Source organism: Kribbella orskensis (assembly GCF_004342085.1).
Taxonomy (GTDB): Bacteria; Actinomycetota; Actinomycetes; order Propionibacteriales; family Kribbellaceae; genus Kribbella; species Kribbella orskensis.
Window position 1 is genome coordinate 101,911 of sequence record NZ_SLWM01000020.1, and the last position, 23,957, is coordinate 125,867.

Sequence of the window (23,957 nt, forward strand, 5' to 3'; positions counted from 1 at the left end):
ACTCTGTACTCCGGTCCGCGTGCTCCCCGTACTACGAGCTGCCGGGCGCCGGGGATTCGCCCGCCGGCGGCGGCTCGGAGTACCGGGGGCGGGCGGTCCGGAGTACGGAAATCCGCGGCACGACGCGCGCTGGGGCAGACGAGAGGTGGCGGCGCCGGTTAGGTTCGGGCACATGAGCCAGACCGTGCGTGGAGTAGTCGCCCTGAGCAAGGGCGCACCGGTGACCATCGAAGAGATCACGATCCCCGATCCGGGTCCGGGGGAGGCGGTGGTGAAGGTGCAGGCGTGCGGCGTCTGCCACACCGACCTGCACTACCGGGAGGGAGGCATCAACGACGACTTCCCCTTCCTGCTGGGCCACGAGGCGGCCGGTGTCGTCGAGTCCGTCGGCGAGGGCGTCACCGACCTCGAGCCCGGCGACTTCGTCGTACTGAACTGGCGGGCGGTCTGCGGCAACTGCCGGGCCTGCCTGCGCGGTCGCCCCTGGTACTGCTTCAACACGCACAACGCCAAGCAGAAGATGACCCTTGCCGACGGCACCGAGTTGTCGCCGGCGCTCGGCATCGGCGCTTTCGCGGAGAAGACCCTGGTCGCCGCCGGTCAGTGCACCAAGGTCGACCCGGCCGTCAAGCCCGAGGTGGCCGGGCTGCTCGGCTGCGGCGTGATGGCCGGCCTCGGTGCCGCCGTGAACACCGGCAACGTCGGCCGCGGTGACACCGTCGCCGTGATCGGTTGCGGCGGCGTCGGTACTGCGGCCGTCGTCGGCGCGCGGCTCGCCGGAGCCGCCCGGGTGATCGCGATCGACCTGGACGAGCGGAAGCTCGACGTCGCCAAGGAGCTCGGCGCGACCCACACGGTGAACTCGAAGGGGCTGGACCACGACGGTGTGGTCGAAGCCGTCCAGGAGCTCACGGGTGGTTTCGGCGCGGACGTGGTGATCGACGCCGTGGGACGTCCCGAGACGTGGAAGCAGGCGTTCTACGCGCGCGACCTGGCCGGCACCGTGGTCCTGGTGGGCGTGCCGACGCCGGAGATGCAGCTCGACATGCCGTTGCTGGACTTCTTCGGCCGGGGCGGCTCGCTCAAGTCGAGCTGGTACGGCGACTGCCTGCCGAGCCGCGACTTCCCGCTGCTGATCGACCTGCACCTGCAGGGGCGGCTGCCGCTCGACCGGTTCGTGTCCGAGACGATCGCGCTGGACGAGGTGGAGGCCGCGTTCGACAAGATGCACCGCGGCGACGTACTGCGCTCGGTGGTGCTCTTCTGATGACGGCCAGGATCGAACGCCTCATCACCTCGGGAACCTTCAGCCTCGACGGCGGGACCTGGGACGTCGACAACAACGTCTGGCTGGTCGGCAACGACGACGAGGTGCTCGTCATCGACGCGGCTCACGACGCCGCCGCGATCGTCGAGGCAGTGGGGAACCGCCGAGTGGTCGCCCTGGTCTGCACGCACGGCCACAACGACCACATCAACGCGGCTGGTGGCTTCTGGGACGCCACCAAGGCGCCGATCTGGCTCAACCCGGCCGACCGGATGCTGTGGGACACGCAGTACGAGGTGGCGCCCGACCACGAGCTCGAGGACGGAACGGTCTTCGAGGTCGCCGGTACGACGCTGCGCGCGATCCACACGCCCGGCCACAGCCCCGGCAGCACCTGCCTCTACGCGGAGGACCTGGAGGCGGTCTTCACCGGAGACACCCTCTTCCACGGCGGCCCCGGCGCAACGGGCCGCTCGTACTCGGACAAACCCACGATCCTGACGTCGATCCGCACCAAGCTCCTGACCCTGCCCACGGGCACGGTCGTCCACACCGGCCACGGCGACACCACGACAATCGCCGCAGAGCTCGGCAACATCGAGTAACCCACCGCCGCACAGGCCGCCTGCCACAGCCGAACCCCACAGGCGGCACGGCGCACCGGACCCGGCCGGACCGCCACCACTCACCAACCTCGCCAGCCGATCCTGGCCGCGATCGCCAGCCTCGCCCCGTACGCCGTACTGCTGGCCGGGGTCGCTCTGATCACGCTGGCATGCACCCGGCGTGGTGGTGGCCTCGTCCCGGCGGCACCTGCCCGCTTGATCAGGCCTGGCCGGGCTGCTGGCACTCGGCGCAGGTGCCGAAGATCTCCAGGGTGTGGCTGATCTCGGCGTAGCCGTGCTCGGCCGCGACCTTGTCCGCCCAGCGCTCGACGGCCGGGCCCTCCACCTCGACGGTGCGCCCGCAGTTGCGGCAGACCAGGTGATGGTGATGGCCCTTGGAGCACCGCCGGTACGCCGTTTCGCCGTCGGCCGTGCGCAGTACGTCGACCTCGCGGGAGTCGGCGAGCGCCTGCAGAGTCCGGTAGACCGTGGTCAGGCCGACGGCCTCGCCCGCGCCGCGGAGCTCCTGGTGGATCTCCTGGGCGGTCCGGAAGTCGTCGAGATTGTCGAGCGCGGAAGCGACCGCTGCGCGCTGACGGGTCGAGCGTGTTCCGATGGCCACCGTTCCTCCTGTCATACCGTCACCGCGATTTCCCCGGCAACCCGCCCAATTCTCTCAGAAGTCAACAAACTAGTGCTCATCCCAGTGGTCTCCATGCGAGGCGTGCAGGTGTCCGTCGTGGACGTAGTCGACGTGGTCGCCGTGCTCGACGGCCGGGTGGCCGCACTTCTTGTCATGGGCGTGTTGGTGGGCAGTGCTCACGACGTGCGGCGCGGGTTCCGGTACGCCGATCTCGGGTTCCTCGTCGGCCAACGGCGCGAGGACGCCACGGCGTCGCCGTACCAGGGTGCCGGCGATGGCGGCGAGCACGAAGCCGGCCAGGGCCAGTACGACGATGGTGGCGCCGGGGGCGACGTTCGCGTTGTACGAGGTGATGATCCCGGCCAGGCAGGCGGTGACCCCGATGGCACACGCGGTCATGAACGTCGTGCGGAACGACCGCGTGAACTGCTGTGCGGTAGCCACAGGCACCACCATCAGCGCGCTGACCAGGAGCAACCCCACGGTCCGCATCGCGACAGTAACCGTGACCGCGGCCATCACGGCGATCAGGAGGTTCAGCAGCTGGACCCGCAACCCGGTGACCCGGGCGAACTCCTCGTCCTGGCACACCGCGAACAGCTGCGGTCCCAGCCCGATCGCCACGACCAGCACGGTCACGGCCAGCCCGACGACGACGTACAGGTCGGAGGGCGACACGGTGGTCAGCGAGCCGAAGAGATAGGTGTTCAGCGTGGCCGCACCTTGCCCGGCCAGGCCTATCAGCAACACACCGCCAGCGATACCGCCGTAGAAGAGCAGTGCGAGCGCGACGTCACCACTGGCCTTCCCGCGCGCCCGGACCAGCTCGATCGCAGTAGCACCCGCGATGGCGACCAGTACTGCGGTCAGCACCGGCGCGGTCCCCGTCAGAAGCCCCAGGGCGACACCGGTGATCGCGATGTGGCCGATGCCGTCTCCCATCAGCGAAAGCCGGCGCTGCACCAGATACGTGCCGATGGCCGGGGCCGACAACCCCGTCAGCAGCCCGGCGATCAGCGCCCTCTGCATGAACTCGAGCTCGAACATCGTCATGACAGCCACCCCGCCTCGTCGTCGGCGGAACCGTGCGGGTGGACGTGTGCGTGCGTCTGGGAGGCGTGCGGCAGTCCGTCGTACACGATCCGCCCGCGGCGCAGTACCACCGAGCGGTCGATCAGCGCGTCCATCGGGCCGAGGTCGTGGCTGACCATGACCACGGTGGTGCCGCGGGCGACGCGTTCGCGGATCGCCTCGGCGAAGATGCCCTGGCTGGCCAGGTCGACCCCGGCGGTCGGCTCGTCCAGGATCAGCAGGTCCGGGTCCGACACGAGCGCCCGGGCGATCAGCACCCGCTGCTGCTGGCCGCCGGACAACTCGGCGACGCCGTCCTTGCGCCGGTCCGCCATGTCGACGATCTCCAGCGCCTCCTCGACGGCAGCCCGATCGATCGCCTTCAACGGCCGGAACAACAGCCGCTTGGACAGCAGCCCGGAAGACACGACTTCTTGCACAGTCGCCGGTACTCCGCCCGCCGCGGTGATCCGCTGCGGTACGTAACCGATGCGCTGCCACTGGCGGAACCGCGGCACCGGTGTACCGAAGAGCTTGACCTCGCCCCGGGCCGCCGGGAGCAGGCCGACGATGGTCTTGATCAGGGTGGACTTGCCGGAGCCGTTGGTCCCGAGCACGGCCACCACCTCGCCCTGGCGGATCTGCAGATCGACGCCCCGGAGTACGAGCCGACCGCCCAGGTCGACCGAGAGATCGGCGACCTGGACGGCCTTCGCCGTAGAGCTTGAGTCCTGTGTCACGCGCAGCTGTTCGCCTTCCGGAGCTCCTGCAGGTTCTCGCGCATCAGCGAGAGGTAGGTCTCCTGGGAGTTCGCGTCCGAGAGCCCCTCGATCGGGCTCAGGACCGCGGTCTTGACGTGGACGTCGCGGGCGATCGACTCGGCCACCTTCGGGCTGACGAGCTCTTCGTAGAAGATCGTGGTCACCTTCTGCTCGCGCACGATGTCCTGGACCTCCTTGATCCGCGACGGGGTGGGCTCGGCGTCCGGGGTGAAACCGGCGATGCCGACCATCGTGAGACCGTACCGCTTCGCGAGGTAGGCGAACGCCTCGTGGCTGGTCACGAACGTCTTCAGCTTGCAGTCCGCCAGACCGGTCTTGTACTCCGTATCGAGCTTGGTGACCTCGCCGAGCAAGGTGGTCGCGCGCTGTTTGTAGGCCGCAGCGTTCGCAGGGTCGACCTCGACCAGCTTGTCGGTGACGGCCTGGACCACCCCGGCGTACCGGACCGGGTCCAGCCAGAAGTGCGGGTCGAGCGCGTCCTCGGTGTGCGCAGCGTCCTCGGTGTCTGCAGCGGACTCGGTGTGCGCCGCGGACTGGGTGGCGGTGGCCGGCTCGACGTACGCCGCGGGCTTGGTCGTGCCGCTCGGGGTGGAACCGCTCGGGCCGGCCGCCTCGCCCTCCTCGTGCTCCTCGAAGTTCGCGCCGGTGGCCTCGAGCTTGGCGGCGGGCGCTACGTCGAAACCGGCGTCCTTCGCGTTCTGCTCGATGGCCTTGTCGACGGCCGGCTGCAGGCCCTTCTCGAACACCACCAGCTTGGCGTCGGCGATGGTGCCGACCTGCTTGGGGGTGAGCTCCAGGTCGTGCGGCTCGACGCCGGGGGCGGTCAGCGTGGTGACGTTCACGGCATCGCCCCCCACTGACTTCGCGATGAACTCGAGCGGGTAGAACGAAGCGACGACGTCGAGCTTGCCGCCGGAGCCGCCTGGGGACGAGTTGTCGCAACCTGCCAGAGTGATGGTGGCAAGAGCGGCAAGGCCGGCGACGACGGCACGCGTACTAGATCTCATGACAATCATTTTCATTTAAGTGGGGATGGTTGTCAAAACAGGGAGTTGACGGATGGCTAGGCGGAACGTCGGGCGCAGGCGAGCCGACAACAGGTCGAACCGCGGGCACCGGATCGAAATTCCGCATGGTCACGGGCACGGACACGGTCACGGCCATGGCGACGCGGTGGTCGATACCTCGGTGGTGGACTCGGACGCGGTGGTCGCCCGACGTGTCCGAATAGTGGTCGCGGCCCTTCTGATCCCCCTGATCGCCGCCGCGGTGATCGCCATGATCGTGATGTGGCCGGGCGGTGATCTGAAGGTGCCGGCGGCCGAGCAGACCGGCGCGAGCGGCACGGTCGTGTCGCTCAAGCCGTGCGCCAAGACCCCGGCCGACTGTGATCTGGCGACCGTGAAACTGCGCAAGGCGCCCGGCTCGGACAAGGGACTCGAAGTACCGGTCGAGGTACCGAAGGGCAAGCAGGCCGCGGTGCCGATCAAGGTCGGCGAGAAGGTGCTGCTCGGCGTACAGAAGGGCGCGCCGCTGAAGAGCAGGTACCAGTACGTCGACCATGACCGCTCGATCCCGCTCATGCTGCTGGCCGGCATCTTCGCGGTCGCGGTGATCGCGTTGTCCCGGTGGCGAGGCGTCAGCGCGCTGATCGCTCTGGGCGTCACCGCGCTGACGCTGACACAGTTCATCCTGCCGGCGATTCTCCAGGGCTCGAATCCGCTGCTGGTGGCCGTGGTCGGCGGCTCGGTGATCATGGTGATCGCCCTGTATCTGACGCACGGCATCAACGCCCAGTCCTCGGTGGCGCTGGCCGGAACGATCGCCTCGCTGGGGTTGACGGCATTCCTCGGCTGGGCCTTCGTGAAGGTCGGCGACTTCTCCGGCCTCGCCACCGAGGGCGCGTCGGCGATCAAGAGTTACGTGCCTGGTCTCGACCTCACCGGCCTGCTGGTCGCGGGCATCGTGATCGGCGCCCTCGGCGTGCTCGACGACGTGACGGTGACGCAGGCGAGCGCGGTCTGGGAGTTGTCCGCCGCGAACCCGTCAGCCGGCCGCGCGAACCTGATCGGCGCCGGTCTGCGGATCGGCCGCGCCCACGTCGCGTCGGTCGTCAACACCTTGGTGCTCGCGTACGCCGGTGCCGCGCTGCCGATCCTGATGACCTTCGCGATCGGCGGGGTGTCGACCGGCTATGTCCTCACCACCGAGATCGTGGCCCAGGAGATCGTCCGCGGCCTGGTGGGAAGCCTCGGCATCATCGCCGCCGTCCCGCTCACCACGGCGCTCGCCGCGCTGGCCGTCGCCGACCGCTCCCGCGACCTGGTCGGCTTGCCGGAGTCCGTTCCGCCCGGTGCGGAGTCCGGCGCCGAGAAGATGCTCTGATCCCGCGGGAACCGTCTGATCCAGCCATAACCGCCTGATCCAGCCGGAAACGCCGGGGCTCAGGCCGATTCGCGAATGACGACTACGACTGAGGCACTCTGACCAGATCGCTGTAGTCGGGGAGCGGCAGGGAGTCGAGCGCCTTGCCGACGCCGTTCTGCGACCACACCTTGCGCTGCGCCCACAGTGGCAGGTGCGGCAGCACGCTCGCCACGAGTGGGACGGCCCGCAGCGCGGTCGCGCTGCCCGGGATGATCGAGCCCATCACCTTCGGCCCGACCGCCCGGCTCAGGTCGACGAAGCGCCGGATCTTGTTCTCGTAGTTCCGCAGCCCGGACGGCAGGTCGGCGCGAGCCGCCGCCAGTTCACCAGCCAGCACGTACGCCGTGACGACGGCGAGGCTGGTCCCGCCACCGACGGCCGGACCCGGGCAGTACCCCGCGTCGCCGACCAGGCCGATCCGCCCGCGCTGCCAGGAGTCGAGGGTGATCTGGGTGATCGAGTCGAAGTAGAAGTCCTCGGCCGCGTCCAGGTGCTTCAGCAGGCGAGGGACCTCCCAGCCGTAGTCGCGGAACTCGTCCGCCAGGATCCGCTTCTGCTGGTCCTTGTCGCGGTAGTCGTACCGCAACTCCTCTTGCCGGCGGAACAGGAAGGCGGCCCGGGCCTGGCCCGTCTGGTGAACGCCGTAGGTGCTGGCGATCTTGCCGATCTCCATGTGCACGAACATTCGGTTGCCCAGTGCGAGTTCATCCGGCATCGAGTACACCCCGAGGTAGCCACCGAGTGGCCGGCGCATCGACTCCTCCGGTCCGAACGCGAGCCGCCGGACCGTGGAGTGCATGCCGTCGGCACCGATCACCAGGTCGAACCGGCGGGGCTCGCCGTGCTCGAAGGTGACGTCGACCCCGTGGCCGTCGTCGTTCAGGGTGGCGATGGAGTCCCCGAAGAGATACTCGACCCGGTCGCGCGTCGCGTCGTACAGGAGGCTGGTGAGCTCGCCGCGGAGGATCTCCACGTGGCGGTCGGAGATGCCGGAGCTGAGCTTGTCGACGTTGATCTCGACCGGCTTCTTGCCGTTGCGGAACAGCGTCATCCACTCAGTCCGTGTCCGCGCCGCTTGGACGGCTTCGTCGATCCCCATCCGCCGGGCGACCTCGACGCCCGAGCCGAACAGGTCGACCGCGTGACCTCCGAGCCCGTGGCGCAGAGCCGGCGTGCGCTCGACGATCGTCGGCTCGAAACCGTACTGCCGCAGCCAGTAGGCGAGCACTGGTCCGGCCACGCTCGCGCCGGAGATCAGCACTTTCTGCATTGCCTCCACCCCCTTGCCCGATTGCTTACTTAACGGAAGGTAAGCAATCGTGAGGGGGCTTGTCAATGGCTTACTTAACGGTAGGTCAGCTAAACTTCGCAGCATGCCGAGAGCACGAAGCGGGGACACCAAGGCGAGGATCCAGGCGGTGGCGCTGGACCTGTTCGCCGAGCAGGGCATGCAGCAGACCAGCCTCCGGCAGATCGCCGACCGGCTGGGCGTGACCAAGCCCGCGCTGTACTACCATTTCGCGTCCCGCGAAGAACTGGTCAGCAGTCTGGTGACACCGCTGTTCGACGACTTCAACACCTATGTCGAAGAGCAGGAGGCCACGGCGTCAGCGGATCCGCGCGCGTTGCTCGAGTCGTACTTCGACCTGGCCTACAAGCACCGGCGGCTGATCCAGGTCGCAATCAGCGACATGACCGTGCTGCACCAACTGGACCTGGCGTCGAAGTTCATCGACTGGCGGCAGCGGTTGATCGCCTTACTGATCGGCCCGGATCCGTCCCTGGACCATCAGGTCCGCGGCATGGTCGCCCTCGGCGGTCTCTCCGACTGCGCGGTGATGTTCGAACACGTCGATCCCGCCGACCTCCGAGCCGCCGCCGTCGCAGCCGCCGTCGACACCCTGCGGGCCTGACTCGGCTCGCACCCTGCAGGCCAGACCCAGTTGGTGTCGCTCAGCCGTTGGCGATGCGGGAGACGCCGAAGAGCAGGATGACGAGAACGGAGAAGATCCGGATGGCGCGCTGGCCGTTCGACACCACCGGCCACGACAGGAAGCCGAGCCAGGCGAGCAGCAGTGCGAGCAGGATCAGCGCGGGGACGCCGGCGGCGACCGGCGCGAAGACCCCGATCAGGGCGAGCACCAGGGTGATCGCGGGCAGCGTCAGCTTCGGCATCTCGTGCAGCTTGGCCACCACCGGGTAGCTCAACTTCGTGATCCGCGTGCGAAGCGGACTCGACGGCTCACTGCTGGGAGATGCGCTGCTCATCTCCACAGTGTTCCAGCCCCCTGGTCGTCTGTGGATAGTCGCCTCCGCGCTGACCGCATTCTGGTTACAGTCTGTGGATGAACGGTTTGCCATCAGTCGACGACATCAGCCGCGACCTGCCGGGGATCCTGGGCCGGTTCCGCGCTGGGTCCACCCGTGCCTTCAGCTTCGGCGACGGGGTGCCGGAGGCCGTGGTGCTGACGTACGACGAGTTCGAGGATCTCGGTGGTGAGGCCAAGTTCGACCTCGCGCCGTCGGTGCTGGAGCCACCGCAGGTGGCGGCCGAGCTGCCGAGGCTGCTCACGGCGATCCGCGCCGGAGCCTCCCCGACCCCGCTGGTGTGGGGCGAGGAAGGCGAGCCGGAGGCGGTGGTGCTGTCGACAGCGCAGTACCGCTTCCTCCGCGGCGACGACGAGCCCCCAGCCGGCGTAGTCGACGACCCCACCCAGCGCACCTACACCACCGAACCCCTCCCCGACAGCAAGCCGTTCGATCTCGACGAGTGGGCGGCTGACGACCCCTTCACCCAGCAGATCCTCGACGAGATCCGCACGGAGGAGGGCCTGCCGCCACGTGACCAGTGAGCAGAGCGGTTACTCGATCTCGGCAAGCCCAAAGTTCGCGCAGGACCTGCAACTACTCCGGAGCAGAGCGATGGCCGATCCCGCCCGCCACGGCAACCTCTATCGCGAGACCCTGCGCGAGATCGAGAAGCTGCGTGCGGGCAAGACCGACGGGCATCATCCGTTGGGGTATGAGGCGGGAAAGGGGGATCTGCGGGACTGCGTGACGGCTTATGTGCAGTCGGATCCGCAGAAGAAGGCCGACCACCGGCTGGTCTTCCGTGAGAGCGGTCCTGCCACGCCAGGTGGTCAGCCGCGGCGCGAGCTGCTGGCGATCAAGCCGCGGCAGGGGAGCGGCAATATCTACGAGCACACCTGTGCCCGCCTGAACCGGCACCCCAACGACCGGCAGCCCGGCCTGAACCGATTCGGCGACCGCCCGGCCTCGTCGGGCGGCAATCAGGCGCAGCGGCAGGCTGAGCTCGATGCGAAGCGGGCGGTGGCTCAGGCTTGGGCCGGGCAGCAGCCGCTGTCGAGTTCGCGGCCACTTGATGCGTCGCAGTTCGGCCGGCGTGGTCAGACCACCTCCGCCGGACCATCGCGGAGTGCGCCGCAGCAGGAACGCTGACGCCCGCCGGGAGTACGCCGTACCGGGGCGGTGTGGATCGCGGAGCGTGACGCCGTACGCTTGCGCGCGTGTTCGTGGTGATCAGGTTCCGGGTCGACGAGACCGCGCAGCCGGAGTTCTTGGGGCGGCTGGAGACAGCTGTCGAGGTGTTGTCGCGGCAGAAGGGATTCGTCGCGGCCCGGACCGGGCGGAACGCGGACGACCCCGAACTTCTCGCGCTGAGCATGGAGTGGGAGAACATCGGCAGCTACCGCCGCGCGCTCTCGCCGTACGAGGTGAAGCTGGCGGCGGTGCCGCTGCTGTCGCAGGCGATCGACGAGCCGACCGCCTACGACGACCTGAGCGAGTTCGCCCCGCTGCGCTGAGCGGCGATCGATCGTCGCGAGCACGAATGCGACGAGGGCCTCCCCGGCCCGATAGCCTGGACCCTTCCCGTACCACCAAACTGGAGTCGAAAAGTGCCCGTGGATACCGTCGATGCCGTCGTCAGCCTCAGTAAGCGGAGAGGCTTCGTCTACCCGTGCGGCGAGATCTACGGTGGTACCAAGTCGGCCTGGGACTACGGACCGCTCGGCGTCGAGCTGAAGAACAACGTGCGCACCCAGTGGTGGCGCTCGATGGTGACGAGCCGCGACGACATCGTCGGGCTGGACTCGTCGGTGATCCTGCCGACCAAGGTGTGGGAGGCCTCCGGCCACCTGTCGGAGTTCGTCGACCCGCTGACCGAGTGTCAGTCCTGCCACAAGCGGTTCCGCGACGACCACCTGCGCGAGGACTTCGCCCGGCGTAAGAACAAGGACGCCGACGAGGTCAAGCTGGACGAGATCGCCTGCCCGAACTGCGGCAACAAGGGCACCTTCACCGAGCCGCGGATGTTCAACGGCCTGCTGAAGACCTACCTGGGCCCGGTCGAGTCGGAGGAAGGCCTGCACTACCTGCGGCCGGAGACCGCGCAGGGCATCTTCATCAACTTCGCCAACGTGATGGGCACCGCCCGGAAGAAGCCGCCCTTCGGCATCGCCCAGGTCGGCAAGAGCTTCCGCAACGAGATCACCCCGGGCAACTTCATCTTCCGCACCCGCGAGTTCGAGCAGATGGAGATGGAGTTCTTCGTCGCGCCGGGCAGTGACGAGGAGTGGCACGAGTACTGGCTGAAGGCGCGCTGGGACTGGTACACCGGGCTCGGCCTGAACCCGGACAACATGCGGCTCTACGAGCACCCGAAGGAGAAGCTGAGCCACTACTCGAAGCGCACCGTCGACATCGAGTACAGGTTCCACTTCGGCGGCAAGGAGTTCGACGAGCTCGAGGGCATCGCGAACCGGACCGACTTCGACCTGTCCACTCACTCCAAGCACTCCGGCGTCGACCTGTCCTACTTCGACCAGGAGAAGGGCGAGCGCTGGACGCCGTACGTGATCGAGCCGGCGGCCGGCCTGACACGCAACGTGCTCGCGTTCCTGCTCGACGCCTACACCGAGGACGAGGCCCCGAACGCCAAGGGCGGCGTGGACAAGCGGACCGTACTGCGCTTCGACCCGCGGCTGGCCCCGGTCAAGGCGGCGGTGCTCCCGCTGTCCCGCAACGCCGACCTGTCCCCGAAGGCAAAGGACCTGGCCGGCGAACTGCGGAAGAACTGGAACGTCGACTTCGACGACGCCGGCGCGATCGGCCGTCGCTACCGCCGCCAGGACGAGATCGGTACGCCGTACTGCATCACCGTCGACTTCGACACCCTCGACGACCAGGCCGTGACGATTCGCGAGCGTGACTCGATGAAGCAGGAACGAGTCGCCCTCACCGAGGTGACGGGCTACCTCGCGCAGCGTCTGGTGGGTTGCTGACAATGAGCGAACGGACGCTTCGGGGACTTCTGACGCCCGGCCACACCAAGTTCGGCCTGGCCGTCTTCGGTCTCAGCGCGCTGCTGGTCTTCCTGGTCGCCGGTTGCTCGGATTCACCTCCGGACAACAACGCCGCCGGCACCCCGTCGGCGTCCAACCCGAGTGCGCCGGGTTCGACCGCGCCGATCCCGACCGCCTCGACGCCGACGCTGAAGCCGTTGCCGACGCCCTCGACGCCGTGGCCGACTCCCAAGGTGAAGGGCGAGCCGGCCTCGGATGCCCCGCTGGCTCAGCGGATCCGCTTCGCGATCTCCAAGCAGGCCCAGATCGCCGCGGGCAAGGCTGCCACCACGACGGTGAACTGCCCGGGGATCGACAGCGCGGAGGAGCCGGGCACCCACAACCTGACGTGCACGGTCACGTATGCGGGCAAGTCGTACCCGGGCAAGCTGACGATCGACGCCAAGCAGTACAGCGCGTCGTACAAGTTCACCTCGGACTCGGTGGCGGTCGTGAAGGCGAAGGTCGTCGACGCGGTGCAGCGGACGGTCGCCGGCGCGGCCAAGGTGACCTGCACGATGGACGACGTCGCCGTGGTCAAGCACACGTCCGAGGGAATCTCCTGCGACGTAACGACGACCGCGAACGCAGTACATGCCTACAAGGCGCAGGTTTCGGGCAACGGCCAGATCCTGGTGACGAAGGCCTGAGCAGCATGTTGAAGCTCGGCGACCTGACGATCGATACGCCGGTGGTGCTCGCGCCGATGGCGGGGATCACCAACGCGGCGTACCGGCGGCTGTGTGCGGAGCAGGGCGCCGGGCTGTACGTCTGCGAGATGATCACGTCGCGCGGCATCGTCGAGGGGGACCAGAAGAGCCTCGATATGCTCACCTTCGACGAGCGCGAGACGGTCCGGTCGGTCCAGCTGTACGGCGTGGACCCGGTCTACATCGGCCGCGCGGTCGAACTGCTCTGCGACCAGTACGGCGTCGCCCACATCGACCTGAACTTCGGTTGTCCGGTGCCGAAGGTGACCCGCAAGGGCGGCGGCGCGGCCCTTCCCTGGAAGCGGAATCTGCTCGGCGCGATCCTGCAGTCCGCGGTGAAGGCGGCCACGCCGTACGGCATTCCGGTGACGATGAAGACCCGGATCGGGATCGACAGCGCGCACCAGACCTACCTCGACGCGGGCAAGATCGCCGAGGAGTCGGGCGCGGCCGCGATCGGGCTGCACGGTCGTACTGCGGCCCAGGCGTACTCGGGGCAGGCCGACTGGGGCAAGATCGCCGAACTCGTCGAGCACGTCAGCATCCCCGTGCTCGGCAACGGCGACATCTGGGAGGCGTCCGACGCGCTCCGGATGGTTTCCGAGACGGGTTGTGCCGGGGTCATCGTGGGGCGCGGGTGCCTCGGCCGGCCGTGGTTGTTCCGCGACCTGGCGGTGGCGTTCGCCGGTGGTGAGGCGCTCAACCTGCCGAACCTGGGCGAGGTGGCCACAGTGATGCGGCGGCACGGCGAGCTGTTGGCCGACCTGATGGGGGAGCGGCGCGGCCTCCGCGACTTCCGCAAGCACGTCCCGTGGTACCTGAAGGGCTTCCCAGCCGGCGGCGAACTCCGCGCTGCCCTCGGCATGGTCGACTCCCTCGCCCACCTGGACGAACTCCTAGCCCAACTCGACCCGACTGCACCGTTCCCCGTCCAGGAGCTCGGCTCCCCGCGCGGCCGCCAGGGCAGCCCCCGTGACCACGTCGTCCTCCCTCACGGCTGGCTCGACGACACCGACGGCCTCAACACCGACCTGGCCGACGCCGAAATCGGAGTCTCCGGCGGCTGACCGACCCGCCACGACTCGCCTGCTGTCTTTCCCTCTCAAGTCTACAAACGAGAGTCCCAGAAGGCGGGAAGTTACCCACAGGCGCCTGACTCCTTCTGCCCTTAGGCTCCTGTCATGGCGAGTAAGCCGGATGAGACGCGTGATGGGGTGCCGCTGACCAATCTGGATCAGCCGCTGTTCGATGGGGCCGGGGCTACCAAGCGGGATCTGGTGGACTACCTCGATGCCGTGCACGGGCGGATCCTGCGGGAGTTGCGGGAGCGCCCGTTGTCGGTGATCCGGGTGCGGCCTGGGCAGCAGCCGTTCATGCAGAAGAACGTTCCGAAGTACACGCCGGAGTGGGTGCGGACGGTGCCGATGTGGGCCGAGGCGTCCAAGCGTGAGGTGTCGTACGCCGTTTGCGATGACCGCAAGACGCTGCTGTGGTTCGCGAACCAGCGTGCGGTGGAGTACCACCCGACGCTGGTCCGTGCCTCCCGCTGGGATCGCGTCACGCAGTTGGTGCTCGACCTCGACCCGCCAGAGGGGGAGACCTTCCAGCTGGCAGTGCAGGCGGCGCAGCTGGTGCGGCAGGCGCTCGCGGATATCGGGTTGAGCGGAGCGGTCAAGACCAGCGGCGCCAAGGGCGTCCACGTCTACGTGCCGATCGACGACCAGGCCTCGATCGAGGACGCGGCGGCCGCGACCCGAGCAATCGCTGCACGGGCCGAGCGGATCGACCCGGCACTGGCGACCACCGCGTACGTCAAGGAAGAGCGGCAAGGCAAGGTGTTCGTCGACTCGACCCGCTCCGGTGGGGCGACGGTGGTCGCGGCGTACAGCCCACGCATCCGACCAGGTGCAACGGTGTCGTTCCCCGTCGGCTGGGACGACATCGATCAGGTGACACCCAAGGACTTCACCCTCCACACGGCTCCCGCTCTGCTGGGCGACGGCGACCCGTGGGCCGAGCAGTTGCCGGCGCCTCAGACGCTGCCCGCCGAGCTGATCGAGGAGGGCCACACCATCCCGATCGCCCGCGTCGTCGCCATGCACGAAGGCAAACGCCGCAAGGCCGCGGCCCGCCGCGCCGCCGAGTCAGAAGGTGAGGCCGCGTCAGAGGGTGAGGAGAAGGGCTAGCTTTCCGACGCCGTCACAAGATCCAGAGCAGCGTGGCGAACGTCAGCAGCGGGATGGTTACGGAGTTCGGCCAGCTGCGTTCGCCAGGTCAGCGGCCAGCCCGCTCGCCGACCTGCTGCCGCCGTCAGCGAGAGCGCCAGCAGGCAATCGACGGTTCGGGACCTCGCTGCAAGCCTGGCGGCCGGCTCTACCAGGTCGTCGGGCGTCCAGTAGGCGTGCGAGTTGCTCAGCCTCTTGCTGAGTTGGTCCACCGCATCAAACGTCGCCACCGGTCGATCCGCGACCAGGCTCGCCAGCGCCGACAGTTCGTCGTACAGCACCTCCCACCGAAGCGCCTTGACGAGCAACTGCAGCCGGCAGTGCACGTACTCGGGCGCGGTGACCTCATCCGCGACCAAGCGCAACACCTGCCGGGCTTCGGTGGACTTCATGCCGAAGGCGGCGGTCAGGCTGTTGACCAAGACCGTCAGCCGCTGCCGGGCCGGGCGATCGCGGTCCGGAGTGGCGTTGGGGACGTTGGGGTTGGTCTCCAGCCGGACGAGGAGTCGGACCACCGAGAGCACTTCGTCGAGGGCGAGTTCCGGGGTGGTGGCGGCAATGGTGGCGAGGGTGGTCGTGCCGTCGGACCAGGTGCTGTTGCGGATGCTGAGGTCAGTGATGAAGGCGGCGCAGACCGGCACGGCCGCGGGGTTGAAGCGTGCCCAGAACCGCATCGACAGCAGCGCGAGCCGCACCACCTCCGTCTCGGGCCTGTTCGTCACGGCGATCAGCAGGTCCGCGTAGTGCGAGCGGTACTTCGAGGCCATCGTGGACGGTGATCGCTGGGCCAGAACCGTCGCAGTAGCAGGCGAATCGTGCACAGCCTCCTGCAACAGCGCCCAGCTCGCCGGCTCATGCAGCAGGTACTGCGACGCCGCACTGGTGATCGCCGCCTTCACATCCCGATGCGCGTCCGCCCAGGCTTCAGTCAGTACTTCGCCGGCGCCGGGCGCGCGGAGTTCGCCGAGGAGCCGCGCGGCCTCCTTGCGCGAGGTCACCTTGACGCCCTCGCCAACCAGCACGGGCCGGAACGTCTCGGCCAGCAGGCTCGGCCTGACGAAGCGCGCGGCCCGAGTGGCTGCGTAGAGCGCGACTCGAGCACGGTCGTCCCCACCGTGTCGCAGCAAGACAGCCAGTGCCTGCTCGGGCCGATCCGTCCACGCCAGTGCGGCCAATGCAGCCTCCTGGAGAAGCACCGCGTCGCTGGTGAGGAACGGCTCGACCGCGGCTCGTCCGACACCAGGGATGTGCCCGAGCGTCGACACCGCGGTCGCGCGAGCCCACTCGGGCATGCGGGAGTCGTTCGCGGCGGCGGCCACCAGTTCGGCGTACCGGCGGTGCTGGCGTGGGAGCCAGCGGCGCAGTGCGGAGTCGGAGACCTGCCAGGCGGGGTGGTTGCGGCTGAACCGGCGGATTCGGTCCGGCTCGGCGAGCACGGGATCGAGGAGGTCGGTGCGGCATTCGGTGACGGCATTCCAGACGGGTTGCCAGCGGGCCATGCCGACATCGCGGCCGATGATCCGAGCGGTGCGTTCGGAGCGAGTGGTGGTCGGTTCGAGCCAGAGGTGGGCGGCTCGCTCGACGGTGTACTCCTGGTTCGACCAGACGGCCTGTTCGAGGATCGCGTGGAGATGGTCGATGGTCCAGCCGCGGCGGCCGAACGCTCCGGCGATCGCGAAGGCGAGGTCGAACTCCCGCCGCTTGGCCGCGCTCTCGACGTACGGGCGCAAGGTTTCGTAGATCGCGAGCTCGCGGCCGCGGGGCAGGCCGTCGATCAAGCCGTAGAGGCCGACGGTGCCGCGGCTCTCGGTCAGCCGGGCGTGGGCATCGAGTCCCCACCGGAGCAGACCGTGATGGTTGCCTAGGGCACCTTGACGGACGGCGAGCTCGGCGAGCTGGTTCAGCGCCGAGCGGGAGCTCCAGGACGTGTCGCGCGCCTCGAGTGCGTCGGTCAGGAGGGTCTGCAGCGCGGCGACGTGCTGATCGGTCAGGAGAGAGGGCGGGAGTCCGGCCGCGGCGAGCAGAACGGTGTTGCGGACCTGGTCCCGTTCGTTGCGGACCCGGGTGGCCCAGGTCAGCGCCTGCTCGATCGAGGCGGGCTCCCGGGAGAGCCCGGCAGAGTTGATGACGGTCCGGTACACGGCCGCGCGGTCGTCGACGTCCGGTCGGCGGACCTCCGGCTCGAGCAAGGCGAACGCCTCCTCGAACGGCAGATGACTGGTGACCTCCCACCTCTGCCGATGGTCTTCGCGGATCTCGGCCATCGTGAGCATCCGCCGTGCCTGATCCTGTCGGACCGCCAGCGGGAGAACGCGAAGGACAGAACCAAGAAGCGCGGTCTGGCTGAGCTCGATCGAGGTCGTCGCCTTCTCGAACACGACAGCACGACGAGCTGGTGGCAGGTCGGACAGCAACCCGCCCACGGCCGGCCAGAGCAGTCGGCCCAGTGCAGCGAGTTCGTCGTCGGAGAACCGATACAGCCGTCGTCGGACGGCTGGCGTCAGCGCCTCCCGTACTGCGGACGCCCGCTCCGGCGTCGTCAGGATCGCCAGCACACCACTCGGATCGAGATCAACCAACCGACCAAGGATCCCGACCACCGCGGACGGCAGTTGATCCGGAGAGAGCGCATCCTTCAGCAACGCGAACACGCGCTCCGCAGCGTGATCGAAGGCACCGACCACTCCGAAGCCGACCCCACCCCACCATTCCTCTCGCGCCCCTTCGTCGCCGGGCAGAGTCCGGGTCGCGTAGTCGAGCACCGGTTCCGGGTGTCTCCGGGCCAACCGCTCCCACATGCCTGCGTTGAGGCAGTAGGCGAGTTCCGGAAGGAGCCGCTCGACGGTGGATCGGTCGGTGCTGCTGAGGAACGCGCTCGCCGCTTGGTCGCCCCACCGGTCGCGCTGGTCGTCGATCAACCGTGCCGCCAGCCCCTGCCGACCCGTCCGGTGGATCACCGACAGGAGCCTGCTGCGGAGGGCGGCCGGCGCATCGTCGTACAGAGCACGCAGAGCGTCGTCGGAGACCGCGACACCGCGACCGGCCGCCGCGAGGGCGCGTGCCTGGATGACCGAATCGGGGTCCGCGAGCAGCCGGGCCACGTGGTCGATGTCGCCCGCGATCTGCGCGAGCTGCAGACCGACTGCGCGCTCGAAGGGCTCGCCGCTGTCGAGTTCGGCGATCAGCTCGGGCAGGTCCGGAGTACCGCGTAGCCGCCTCGCCTCCTGCGCGATCAGCCGGGCGCGTTCGCCGTACGGGAGTCCATCGAGAGCGCTCAGCAGATCGGTCGCATGCATCCCCACATCCTGCCGAACCGGGGAGTCAGGCGGGCAGATTGGCCGCCTCAGCAGTTGCGCGGGCGCGCGTCGCGGGCGCGGCCGACTCGGAGAACACCGAGGTGAGTGCGGTCAGCTGGCAGCTTTCAGTTCGGCGAAGGCGGCGGCGAGCTTGGGGAGCGTGTAGTGGGCGTTCAAGCCGCTGGGGTTCGGCAGGATCCAGACCTTGGTCGCACCGATCAGGCGATCCTGCCGCCCCATCGCCGCCTTCTTGTCCCCGAAAGCGACCCGGTACGCCGTGACGCCGACGACCGCGAGCCACTCGGGTTCATAGGCAAGGACCTTCTTCACCAGGTTCTCGCCACCCGCGGCGAGATCCGCCCGGCTCAGCTCGTCGGCCCGGGCTGACGGCCGGTCGACGATGTTGGTGATCCCGAGGCCGAGCTCGAGAAGTTCCTTCTGCTCGTCGGGCCGGAATTGCCTCGGCGTGAAGCCCGACTGGTGGAGTGCCGGCCAGAAGCGGTTGCCGGGCCGGGCGAAGTGGTGCCCGGTCTCGGCCGACACCAGGCCGGGGTTGATCCCGCAGAACAGCACCCGCAGTCCAGGCGCGATGATGTCGGGCAATTCCTGCACCCCGGAACCTTAACCCTCCGAAGCCGGACTGCCACCACTCACCAACCCCGGCTGCAGCGACGCTGTCTCCGCCTGCCGACGCTGCTGGGGTGCTGCGTCAGAGATGGTTGGTGAGTGGTGGCACTCCCCGCCCACCACTCGGGGGCGGGGAGTGGTTGGCGAAGCCGGGGCAGTCGTTCTGGTTGTTGAAGGCGGCGGGTCCGTCAACCCAGGGTTGACGGCCAAATCGCGTCAACCTAGGGTTGACGCATGACTCCTGGACCCGATCTGCAACAACTCATCGACACCATCCGTGCGGACGCCGGCACCGACGACATCCTCGACCAGCTCGGCACCGCCGCGAGCACGATCAGCGAACTGACCAGCACCAGCGACGCCGCGCTCGGCTACTTCGTCGACCGGGCCCGCGGCGCCGGCAAGTCGTGGGTCGAGATCAGCACCGTGCTCGGCGTCAGCAAGCAGGCCGCACACAAACGCTTCGCCGAGTCCTGGACGAGCCGGCCCGCGTTCGAGCACTACACCCCGCGGACCCGCGCGGTCGTCGAGGCGGCCACCGATGTCGCCCGCGGCCTCAACCACTCGTACGTCGGTACCGAGCACCTGCTGCTCGCCTTCTACACCCAACCGGAGGCCCTCGCCACCAAGGTGCTCGTTGCCCATGGCGTTACCGAGCAGGCGGTGTCCGAAGCGGTGAACGCGGCAGTGCCCGCCGGCGAGGGACCCGTGAACGAGGAAGAGCTGGGGTTCACCCGGCGCGCATCGCACGTCCTGCAAGGCGCCGCGGGTGAGGCGCTCGCGCTGGGCCACAACTACGTCGGCACCGAGCACCTCCTGCTCGCGTTCTACCGCGACCAGGCTGGTGTCGCGACCACCGTCCTGCAGGGGCTCGGCCTGGACGAATCGGCTGCCTGGGCTGCGATCCGGGCCGTGCTCAACGAGCTGGAGAAGGCCAAGTAACTTAGGGGTCATGCCTGACTGGACCTCGCGCCTGGAAGCACTCGCCGCCGACGCCGGAGTGCCCGGCGCAGTACTCGGGATCTGGGCCGACGGCGAGCAGACCATCACACCGTACGGCGTCCTGAACCGGGGGACCGGCGTCGAGGTGATGGCCGACTCGATCTTCCAGGTCGGCTCGATCACCAAGACGTGGACCGCCACGATGATCGTCCAGCTGGCCGCCGAGGGTCGGCTCGAGCTCGACGACGCCGTGGTGAAACTATTGCCTGAGGCACCGATCGACGCACGGATCACCGTCCGTCAGCTGCTCACCCACCAGAGCGGCATCGACGGGGACCTGTTCACCGACACCGGCCGCGGCGACGACTGCCTCGAGCGGTACGTCGCGCTGCTGGCCGACGTGGACCAGTTGTTCGCGCCGGGGACGGCGTACTCCTACTGCAACGCCGGCTTCGTCCTCCTCGGCCGGATCATCGAGGTGCTCGACGGACGGACCTGGGACGATTCCCTGCGGTCCCGCCTGATCGAGCCCCTCGGGCTGTCGGCGACCATGACCTTGCCGGAGGAGGCGATCCTGCACCGGTCCGCCCTCGGGCACGTCGCGGACGGCTCCCCGGTCCAGACCTGGAACCTGCCGCGCTCCATCGGCCCGGCCGGACTCATCACCCAGAGCGCCGGCGACCTCTTGCGTTTCGCCCAACTGCATCTCGACGACCCGGACAGCCGGTACGCCGGGATGCGCGAGCCGCAGGTGTCCTTCCCGGGCGGCGCGAACGGGGTGGAGGCGATCGGCCTGGCCTGGCGGCTGTACGACTGGTCCGGCCGGAAGCTCTTCGGCCACGACGGCACCACGATCTCGCAGCTCGCCTTCCTCCGGATCGACCCCGAAGCCCGGCTGGCGGTGTGCCTGCTGACCAACTCGGCGTACGCCCCGGCCCTCTTCGACGCCATCGCCTCCGAGGTCTTCACACACTACGTGGGCGCCGCGGCGCCGCTTCCGCCCGAGCCACTCGAGGACGTCCGGGTAGGTGTCGAGCACATCGGCGTGTACGAGCGGGCCAGTGCTCGCCTGGAGGTCCTCCGCCGCGACGACCAACTGGTGCTGACCTACCAAGCGACCGGCGACCGCCTCGCCTTCGCCGAGGAACCGGTCCAGGAATACGAGCTCCTACCAACCACCCCAGCCGACGGCAACCACTTCGTCACCCGCAGCGCCCCCAACCAGCCCTGGACCCCCATCACCTTCACCAACACCCACCTCTTCACCAGCGGCCGAGTCACCCCGCGCCTCACTTGACCCCGCACCGCCTGACCTCCGTGAGCGGGCATGTGTTCAACATCTTGGGGAAGACCGGCACTGCTAGCCGGGTGGAAGGTGCGGCGTTGGCTGAGCGGTTGGGGGTCGGGCGACTACCAGCCGAGCGGGGGCCGTGGGGTCGTACTGGATCGCGACTCGCTCTCCGGCGTGTGGCAGCGGGCCCGGTACGTCGTACCGGACGTCGTTCTGGATGAGCGAGGTCCCTACTGTGAAGCGGACTTGTAGGAAGACGCGGTCGCCGGCCCGGAGTACAGAGACCACTTCTGCGTTGACCCGGCACCAGTTCGCGCACTCGGCGTACGGGTCCTGTTCGAGCCGGCTGAACCAGCTGACCATGATCAGCAGGCCCACCCCGGCAGCCACTGCGGCGAGCATCATTAGCTGGATCGCCATCATCGGTCTGCACCTCCTCTCGCACCGAGTCGGCTAGTCGGCCGGAGTGCGGCGGCGGTAGAGCCACATGCCGCCGAAGGCGAGAGCAGCGCCTCCGAGAGCTGAGGTCCCCATCTGGGCGCTTGCGGACCAGGTGACATCTGACGAGGCTGCCGGGGTCGTCGCCGCGACAACCTCGAACTCCGGCATCGGATCCGCGCTGCACAACGGGTGGCCTGGGCACGCGCAGTTGGTGGGCTTGGACTCGGGGTATCCGCTGCCTTTGCCCGGCCAGTCGTCGGTGCTGCCGCTGTAGGGAGCGGACGCGCCGCCTGTATCTCTGAGCAAGGCTGATGCCTCGGGTGTCGTGAGTACGACGGTGCCCAGCGCGAGTGCGGACAGGGCGAGGGCTGAGTACGTGTGGTTCATGGTGTCTCCGGGTGAGCTGAGACGGCGGAATTGCCGCCTGCTCTCACGCTCGGCCGCCAGGTACCTCGGCCACATCGGGTGCACCCCCGCAGATACGGCGCCGAACCCCTTAGATCGTCAGGGAGACAAGACACGGCCCCAGGCGGTGGAGGGGGTCGCCTGGGGCCGTTGGTGTGGAGGTGCCTGTGTGGTGGCGTTCAGTCGGTGCCGAACTCCATCGCGGCCCGGTCGAGCATCTGGTCGTCGTCGGAGACGTCGCCGCGGGAGGCGATCGCCTCGGCCCCGCCCTGCGGCATCGCGCCGATCAGGCCGGTCGAGGCGGCTTGGGCCGCGCCGATGATCGCCGGGTGGTTGGTGCCGATCATGCCCAGACCGGCGTACTGCTCGAGCTTGGCGCGTGAGTCGGCGATGTCGAGGTTCCGCATCGTCAGCTGGCCGATCCGGTCCACCGGGCCGAACGCCGAGTCCTCGGTCCGCTCCATCGACAACTTGTCCGGGTGGTAGCTGAAGGCCGGGCCGGAGGTGTCGAGGATCGAGTAGTCCTCACCCCGCCGCAGCCGCAGCGTCACGTCGCCGGTGATCGCGGTACCGACCCAACGCTGCAGGGACTCCCGCACCATCAGGGCCTGCGGGTCGAGCCAGCGGCCCTCGTACATCAGCCGGCCGAGCCGCCGGCCCTCGTTGTGGTAGCTCGCGACCGTGTCCTCGTTGTGGACCGCGTTGACCAGCCGCTCGTACGCCGCGTGCAGCAGCGCCATCCCGGGTGCCTCGTACACGCCCCGGCTCTTGGCCTCGATCACCCGGTTCTCGATCTGGTCCGACATGCCCATGCCGTGCCGGCCGCCGACCGCGTTCGCCTCCATCACCAGGTCGACCGCGCTGGCGAACTCCTTGCCGTTGATCGTCACCGGCCGGCCCTGCTCGAAGCCGATCGTGACGTCCTCGGTGAGGATCTCGACGTCCGGGTCCCAGAACTTGACGCCCATGATCGGGTCCACGGTCTCGATGCCGGTGTCGAGGTGCTCCAGCGTCTTGGCCTCGTGGGTGGCGCCCCAGATGTTGGCGTCGGTCGAGTACGCCTTCTCGGTGCTGTCCCGGTACGGCAGCTCGTGAGCGAGCAGCCACTCGGACATCTCCTTACGGCCGCCCAGCTCGGTGACGAAGTCCGCGTCGAGCCAGGGCTTGTAGATCCGCAGCTGCGGGTTCGCGAGCAGGCCGTACCGGTAGAACCGCTCGATGTCGTTGCCCTTGAAGGTCGACCCGTCGCCCCAGATCTGGACGTTGTCGTCGAGCATCGCCCGGACCAGCAGTGTGCCGGTGACCGCGCGGCCGAGCGGCGTGGTGTTGAAGTAGGCGCGACCGCCCGAGCGGATGTGGAACGCACCGCAGGCGAGCGCCGCCAGCCCTTCCTCGACCAGCGCCGCACGGCAGTCGACCAGCCGCGCGATCTCGGCCCCGTACGCCGCCGCGCGCCCGGGCACCGAGTCGATATCGGGCTCGTCGTACTGGCCGATGTCGGCGGTATAGGTGCACGGGACGGCGCCCTTGTCGCGCATCCACGCGACCGCCACCGAAGTATCGAGACCGCCTGAGAAAGCGATACCGACCCGCTCACCGATGGGAAGGGAAGTAAGGACCTTGGACATAGGAAGAGTATGCACTCTCCTGAATGATTATGCAAAGCGTCCTCAGTGGCCTGGCTCCTGGCGCCCCGAGGCCCTGGGAAGGCAGGTGCAGCTGAGGTCGCCGGCGCCGGTGGCGGGTTGCCCGGCCGCTGGCGCCCTACAGAGCCTGTTGAGAAATGGGTGTGGCGGTGGTGTGGGTCACCGGGTGGGCGTTCGAGTATTGGGTATGGCGAATTCGTATCGGCCGGTTGATCG

24 protein-coding genes are annotated in these 23,957 nt (G+C 68.6%); 13 read left to right on the forward strand and 11 right to left on the reverse strand.

The features are described 5' to 3' along the window. Positions 1-172 precede the first annotated feature (172 nt). Positions 173-1,267 (forward strand): S-(hydroxymethyl)mycothiol dehydrogenase, encoded by a 1,095-nt coding sequence (locus EV644_RS34910; RefSeq protein WP_132194198.1) that lies wholly within the window; start codon positions 173-175, stop codon positions 1,265-1,267. Beyond that, the gene (locus EV644_RS34915; protein WP_199240164.1) at positions 1,267-1,872 is read left to right on the forward strand and encodes an MBL fold metallo-hydrolase; all 606 of its coding nucleotides are present in this window, start codon (positions 1,267-1,269) and stop codon (positions 1,870-1,872) included. Before EV644_RS34910 ends, EV644_RS34915 begins: the two co-directional genes overlap by 1 nt. A 220-nt stretch (positions 1,873-2,092) precedes the next feature. On the opposite strand, the gene EV644_RS34920 is transcribed toward EV644_RS34915, so the two are convergent. From EV644_RS34920 to EV644_RS34935, 4 genes are all read right to left on the reverse strand, one after another. Then, entirely contained in the window at positions 2,093-2,494 is a 402-nt protein-coding gene (locus EV644_RS34920) for a Fur family transcriptional regulator (protein ID WP_132194196.1), read from the reverse strand. A gap of 69 nt (positions 2,495-2,563) precedes the next feature. Further along, positions 2,564-3,568 (reverse strand): metal ABC transporter permease, encoded by a 1,005-nt coding sequence (locus EV644_RS34925; protein WP_132194194.1) that lies wholly within the window; start codon positions 3,566-3,568, stop codon positions 2,564-2,566. Continuing rightward, positions 3,565-4,326 (reverse strand): metal ABC transporter ATP-binding protein, encoded by a 762-nt coding sequence (locus EV644_RS34930; protein WP_132194192.1) that lies wholly within the window; start codon positions 4,324-4,326, stop codon positions 3,565-3,567. Before EV644_RS34930 ends, EV644_RS34925 begins: the two co-directional genes overlap by 4 nt. Continuing rightward, the gene (locus EV644_RS34935; RefSeq protein ID WP_132194190.1) at positions 4,323-5,375 is read right to left on the reverse strand and encodes a metal ABC transporter substrate-binding protein; all 1,053 of its coding nucleotides are present in this window, start codon (positions 5,373-5,375) and stop codon (positions 4,323-4,325) included. The genes EV644_RS34930 and EV644_RS34935 overlap by 4 nt, the downstream gene beginning before the upstream one ends. Before the next feature lie 52 nt (positions 5,376-5,427). On the opposite strand from EV644_RS34935, the gene EV644_RS34940 reads away from it, so the two are divergent. Next, entirely contained in the window at positions 5,428-6,753 is a 1,326-nt protein-coding gene (locus EV644_RS34940; RefSeq protein WP_132194188.1) for a YibE/F family protein, read from the forward strand. An 82-nt stretch (positions 6,754-6,835) separates the two neighbouring features. Here the strand turns inward: EV644_RS34940 and EV644_RS34945 are convergent, their stop codons facing one another. Further along, positions 6,836-8,065 carry an FAD-dependent monooxygenase gene (locus EV644_RS34945; RefSeq protein ID WP_132194186.1) on the reverse strand — a complete coding sequence of 410 codons (1,230 nt, stop codon included), beginning with the start codon at positions 8,063-8,065 and terminating at the stop codon, positions 6,836-6,838. A gap of 103 nt (positions 8,066-8,168) precedes the next feature. On the opposite strand from EV644_RS34945, the gene EV644_RS34950 reads away from it, so the two are divergent. After that, positions 8,169-8,708 (forward strand): TetR/AcrR family transcriptional regulator, encoded by a 540-nt coding sequence (locus EV644_RS34950; RefSeq protein ID WP_132194184.1) that lies wholly within the window; start codon positions 8,169-8,171, stop codon positions 8,706-8,708. A gap of 40 nt (positions 8,709-8,748) precedes the next feature. On the opposite strand, the gene EV644_RS34955 is transcribed toward EV644_RS34950, so the two are convergent. Beyond that, positions 8,749-9,063: a DUF6703 family protein gene (locus EV644_RS34955; RefSeq protein ID WP_132194182.1), complete on the reverse strand. Its 315-nt coding sequence runs from the start codon at positions 9,061-9,063 to the stop codon at positions 8,749-8,751. A 77-nt stretch (positions 9,064-9,140) separates the two neighbouring features. Between EV644_RS34955 and EV644_RS34960 the strand changes: the two genes are divergently transcribed. The 7 genes from EV644_RS34960 to ligD all read left to right on the forward strand — a co-directional run bounded on the left by EV644_RS34960 (position 9,141) and on the right by ligD (position 15,054). Continuing rightward, entirely contained in the window at positions 9,141-9,647 is a 507-nt protein-coding gene (locus tag EV644_RS34960) for a hypothetical protein (protein ID WP_132194180.1), read from the forward strand. Between the two features lie 70 nt (positions 9,648-9,717). Continuing rightward, entirely contained in the window at positions 9,718-10,254 is a 537-nt protein-coding gene (locus EV644_RS34965) for a hypothetical protein (protein ID WP_132194178.1), read from the forward strand. A gap of 68 nt (positions 10,255-10,322) precedes the next feature. Beyond that, positions 10,323-10,619, forward strand: coding sequence for an antibiotic biosynthesis monooxygenase family protein (locus EV644_RS34970; protein ID WP_132194176.1), 297 nt, complete (start codon positions 10,323-10,325; stop codon positions 10,617-10,619). Between the two features lie 93 nt (positions 10,620-10,712). Then, positions 10,713-12,098: a glycine--tRNA ligase gene (locus tag EV644_RS34975; RefSeq protein ID WP_132194174.1), complete on the forward strand. Its 1,386-nt coding sequence runs from the start codon at positions 10,713-10,715 to the stop codon at positions 12,096-12,098. A gap of 2 nt (positions 12,099-12,100) precedes the next feature. Then, a complete protein-coding gene (locus tag EV644_RS34980; protein ID WP_132194171.1) occupies positions 12,101-12,808 on the forward strand; it encodes a hypothetical protein in 708 nt (235 codons plus the stop codon). Between the two features lie 5 nt (positions 12,809-12,813). Next, on the forward strand, positions 12,814-13,935 hold the full coding sequence (gene dusB / locus EV644_RS34985) for a tRNA dihydrouridine synthase DusB (protein WP_132194169.1): 1,122 nt from the start codon (positions 12,814-12,816) through the stop codon (positions 13,933-13,935). Between the two features lie 114 nt (positions 13,936-14,049). Further along, the gene (gene ligD / locus EV644_RS34990; protein WP_132194167.1) at positions 14,050-15,054 is read left to right on the forward strand and encodes a non-homologous end-joining DNA ligase; all 1,005 of its coding nucleotides are present in this window, start codon (positions 14,050-14,052) and stop codon (positions 15,052-15,054) included. Here ligD and EV644_RS34995 read toward each other — a convergent pair. Further along, positions 15,051-18,389: a hypothetical protein gene (locus EV644_RS34995; protein WP_132194165.1), complete on the reverse strand. Its 3,339-nt coding sequence runs from the start codon at positions 18,387-18,389 to the stop codon at positions 15,051-15,053. The genes ligD and EV644_RS34995 overlap by 4 nt on opposite strands. Before the next feature lie 111 nt (positions 18,390-18,500). Then, positions 18,501-19,001, reverse strand: a complete 501-nt coding sequence (gene mug, locus EV644_RS35000; RefSeq protein WP_132194163.1) for a G/U mismatch-specific DNA glycosylase — start codon at positions 18,999-19,001, stop codon at positions 18,501-18,503. Positions 19,002-19,250: 249 nt separating this feature from the next. Here mug and EV644_RS35005 point away from each other — a divergent pair, with 249 nt between their 5' ends. Together EV644_RS35005 and EV644_RS35010 are read left to right on the forward strand one after the other, a co-directional pair. After that, positions 19,251-19,958, forward strand: a complete 708-nt coding sequence (locus EV644_RS35005; protein WP_132194161.1) for a Clp protease N-terminal domain-containing protein — start codon at positions 19,251-19,253, stop codon at positions 19,956-19,958. Between the two features lie 10 nt (positions 19,959-19,968). After that, complete coding sequence (locus EV644_RS35010; protein WP_132194159.1) at positions 19,969-21,255, forward strand: serine hydrolase domain-containing protein; 1,287 nt, start codon at positions 19,969-19,971, stop codon at positions 21,253-21,255. Between the two features lie 63 nt (positions 21,256-21,318). Here the strand turns inward: EV644_RS35010 and EV644_RS35015 are convergent, their stop codons facing one another. From EV644_RS35015 to argG, 3 genes are all read right to left on the reverse strand, one after another. After that, the gene (locus EV644_RS35015) at positions 21,319-21,672 is read right to left on the reverse strand and encodes a hypothetical protein (protein WP_132194157.1); all 354 of its coding nucleotides are present in this window, start codon (positions 21,670-21,672) and stop codon (positions 21,319-21,321) included. A gap of 30 nt (positions 21,673-21,702) precedes the next feature. Further along, positions 21,703-22,077, reverse strand: a complete 375-nt coding sequence (locus tag EV644_RS35020; RefSeq protein WP_132194155.1) for a hypothetical protein — start codon at positions 22,075-22,077, stop codon at positions 21,703-21,705. 197 nt (positions 22,078-22,274) lie between these two features. Further along, positions 22,275-23,723, reverse strand: a complete 1,449-nt coding sequence (gene argG / locus EV644_RS35025; protein ID WP_132194153.1) for an argininosuccinate synthase — start codon at positions 23,721-23,723, stop codon at positions 22,275-22,277. Positions 23,724-23,957: the final 234 nt, after the last annotated feature.

Excerpts from the sequence above, each read along its gene's own strand:
- EV644_RS34910 (WP_132194198.1), top strand. The coding sequence starts at position 173 with ATGAGCCAGACCGTGCGTGGAGTAGTCGCCCTGAGCAAGGGCGCACCG.
- EV644_RS34915 (WP_199240164.1), top strand. The coding sequence starts at position 1,267 with ATGACGGCCAGGATCGAACGCCTCATCACCTCGGGAACCTTCAGCCTC.
- EV644_RS34925 (WP_132194194.1), bottom strand. The coding sequence starts at position 3,568 with ATGACGATGTTCGAGCTCGAGTTCATGCAGAGGGCGCTGATCGCCGGG.
- EV644_RS34935 (WP_132194190.1), bottom strand. The coding sequence starts at position 5,375 with ATGAGATCTAGTACGCGTGCCGTCGTCGCCGGCCTTGCCGCTCTTGCC.
- EV644_RS34940 (WP_132194188.1), top strand. The coding sequence starts at position 5,428 with ATGGCTAGGCGGAACGTCGGGCGCAGGCGAGCCGACAACAGGTCGAAC.
- EV644_RS34945 (WP_132194186.1), bottom strand. The coding sequence starts at position 8,065 with ATGCAGAAAGTGCTGATCTCCGGCGCGAGCGTGGCCGGACCAGTGCTC.
- EV644_RS34950 (WP_132194184.1), top strand. The coding sequence starts at position 8,169 with ATGCCGAGAGCACGAAGCGGGGACACCAAGGCGAGGATCCAGGCGGTG.
- EV644_RS34955 (WP_132194182.1), bottom strand. The coding sequence starts at position 9,063 with ATGAGCAGCGCATCTCCCAGCAGTGAGCCGTCGAGTCCGCTTCGCACG.
- EV644_RS34960 (WP_132194180.1), top strand. The coding sequence starts at position 9,141 with ATGAACGGTTTGCCATCAGTCGACGACATCAGCCGCGACCTGCCGGGG.
- EV644_RS34965 (WP_132194178.1), top strand. The coding sequence starts at position 9,718 with ATGGCCGATCCCGCCCGCCACGGCAACCTCTATCGCGAGACCCTGCGC.
- EV644_RS34980 (WP_132194171.1), top strand. The coding sequence starts at position 12,101 with ATGAGCGAACGGACGCTTCGGGGACTTCTGACGCCCGGCCACACCAAG.
- dusB (WP_132194169.1), top strand. The coding sequence starts at position 12,814 with ATGTTGAAGCTCGGCGACCTGACGATCGATACGCCGGTGGTGCTCGCG.
- ligD (WP_132194167.1), top strand. The coding sequence starts at position 14,050 with ATGGCGAGTAAGCCGGATGAGACGCGTGATGGGGTGCCGCTGACCAAT.
- EV644_RS34995 (WP_132194165.1), bottom strand. The coding sequence starts at position 18,389 with ATGCATGCGACCGATCTGCTGAGCGCTCTCGATGGACTCCCGTACGGC.
- EV644_RS35005 (WP_132194161.1), top strand. The coding sequence starts at position 19,251 with ATGACTCCTGGACCCGATCTGCAACAACTCATCGACACCATCCGTGCG.
- EV644_RS35010 (WP_132194159.1), top strand. The coding sequence starts at position 19,969 with ATGCCTGACTGGACCTCGCGCCTGGAAGCACTCGCCGCCGACGCCGGA.
- EV644_RS35015 (WP_132194157.1), bottom strand. The coding sequence starts at position 21,672 with ATGATGGCGATCCAGCTAATGATGCTCGCCGCAGTGGCTGCCGGGGTG.
- EV644_RS35020 (WP_132194155.1), bottom strand. The coding sequence starts at position 22,077 with ATGAACCACACGTACTCAGCCCTCGCCCTGTCCGCACTCGCGCTGGGC.
- argG (WP_132194153.1), bottom strand. The coding sequence starts at position 23,723 with ATGTCCAAGGTCCTTACTTCCCTTCCCATCGGTGAGCGGGTCGGTATC.